The organism is Zavarzinia sp., from assembly GCF_049306435.1.
In the GTDB taxonomy this organism is placed as follows: Bacteria; Pseudomonadota; Alphaproteobacteria; order Zavarziniales; family Zavarziniaceae; genus Zavarzinia.
This window is the reverse complement of sequence record NZ_JBAQRT010000227.1, coordinates 1-2171: the sequence shown is the minus strand read 5'-3', so window position 1 is coordinate 2171 and position 2171 is coordinate 1. Positions and strand designations below refer to the sequence as shown.

The 2171-nt window shown below is 67.4% G+C and carries 2 protein-coding genes; both read left to right on the top strand.

All coding sequences use genetic code 11. The annotated features are described in order from the left end of the window. Positions 1-164: 164 nt before the first annotated feature. The gene (locus WAZ62_RS13320) at positions 165-1937 is read left to right on the top strand and encodes a peptidoglycan D,D-transpeptidase FtsI family protein (protein ID WP_422644024.1); all 1773 of its coding nucleotides are present in this window, start codon (positions 165-167) and stop codon (positions 1935-1937) included. Between the two features lie 11 nt (positions 1938-1948). Next, a partial coding sequence (locus tag WAZ62_RS13315) for a Mur ligase domain-containing protein (RefSeq protein ID WP_422644023.1) occupies positions 1949-2171 on the top strand: 223 nt, incomplete at its 3' end.

Below are 2171 nucleotides of genomic sequence, written 5' to 3'. Positions count from 1 at the left end.
GCCCGCGCCCCGGCGCCGTCTCGTCCGGCGGCGCCGCCCGTCACCCGCACGGCTGAAATGCCCCGGGCGACACCGGTCTCGGTGACGTCCTATGACGACGAGACCATCGCCGGCATCGAAAGCCTGTTCGCCAACGCCGAGTCCAGCTATCCCGCGGGGCGCCGATGACCGATTTCGATCACGAACCTCGGTCCGCCGGGCGCCAGCCGTCCCTGACCCAGGTCCACATCCCGGAAGGGGTGACGCTGTTCGTCGGCCCGAGGACGAGCGAGACCGTCATGCTGGACGGTCAGGTGAAACAGGCGGTGGAGATGGGCCGCAACCGGCTGCTGATCCTCGGCGCCGTGTTCAGCTTCTGCTTCTTCGTGCTCGCCATCCGCCTCCTCGATCTCAGCGTGCTGCGTCAGCCGGACGACAGCCGGGCCGCGACCTCGGGCGAGCCGATCGCCGAGCGCGCGGCGATCACCGACCGCAACGGCACGGTGCTGGCCACCAATCTGACCACCGCCTCGCTTTACGCCAATACGACCAAGCTCATCGATGTCGATGAAGCGGTCTCGAAGCTGATGCGCGTGCTGCCCGACATGTCGCGGGTCGAACTCGATGCCAAGCTGCGCTCGGGCAAGAGCTTCGTCTGGATCCGGCGCAACCTGACCCCGCGCCAGGAATATGAGGTGAACAGCCTCGGCCTGCCCGGCCTCGCCTTCCAGCGCGAGGAGCGCCGGGTCTATCCCTTCGGCCGGCTGGCGGCCCATGTCCTTGGTTTCGTCGATATCGACTCCAAGGGTATTTCCGGCGTCGAGGCCCGCTTCGACGAAGACCTTCGCGACCCGATGCGTGCCGGAAAGCCCCTGCAACTGTCGATCGACATCCGCATTCAGCACGCCGTGACCGACGAACTGGCCAAGGCGATCCAGACCTTCCGCGCCATCGGCGGCGCCGCGCTGGTGCAGGATGTCCGGACCGGCGAGATCCTGGCCATGACCTCGCTGCCGGATTTCGACCCGAACAACCCGCGCGAGGCCACGCCCGAGAACCGCTTCAACCGGGCGACCCTCGGCACCTACGAGATGGGCTCCACCTTCAAGACGTTCAACACGGCGATGGCACTCGACAGTGGCGTCGCCAAGCTGACCTCGTCCTATGACGCGACCCATCCCATTCGCATCGCCCGTTTCACCATCAACGACGACCATCCCAAATACCGTTGGCTGTCGGTGCCCGAGATCTTCATCTATTCGTCCAATATCGGCTCGGTGAAGATGGCGCTCGATGTCGGCGTCGATGGCCAGCGTGAATTCCTGACCAAGATGGGCATGACCCGGCGCCTGTCGGTCGAGTTGCCGGAGGCCGGCACGCCGCTGGTGCCCAATCCCTGGCGCGAGATCAACACCATGACCATCGCCTTCGGCCATGGCCTGTCGGTCACGCCCCTGCATCTGTCCACGGGGGTCGCGGCCCTCGTCAACGGCGGCATCTATTTCCAGCCGACCCTGCTGCACCCGGACGGCGCCCATCCCCCGGCGGGCGAGCGGGTGATCACGTCCAGGACCTCGGCCGCCATGCGCAAGCTGATGCGCCTCGTCGTCACCATGGGCACGGGCCGCAAGGCCGACGTGCCGGGCTACTGGATCGGCGGCAAGACCGGCACGGCGGAAAAGGTCTCGGCCGGCGGCTATGCCCGCAAGGCGCTGATGTCGTCCTTCGTCTCCGCTTTCCCGATGAGCGAGCCGCGCTATGTCGTGCTCGTCATGATCGACGAGCCGAAGGGCACCAAGGAAACCTACGGCTATGCCACGGGCGGCTGGACGGCGGCGCCGACGGTCGGCCGCATCGTCGAGCGGATCGCGCCCATGCTGGGCGTGCTGCCGACCGATGGCCCCGATCCCGCGACCGAGGGCGGCGTGCTGATCAGCGCGTCGACCGACAAGGACTGAAGGATCAAGACATGGCGAACCATCGCCTCTCCGACCTGATCCCGGATCTTCTCCAAGGTTCGGCGATCGGCGCGACCGATATTTCCGCGATCACCGCCGACAGCCGCGAGGTCGTGCCCGGCGCCCTGTTCTTCGCGCTCTCGGGCAGCCGGGACGACGGCCGCCGCTATGTCGCCGACGCCCTGGCCAAGGGGGCGGCCGCCATCGTCGCGGCGAGCGCCGAGGGCATCGAGG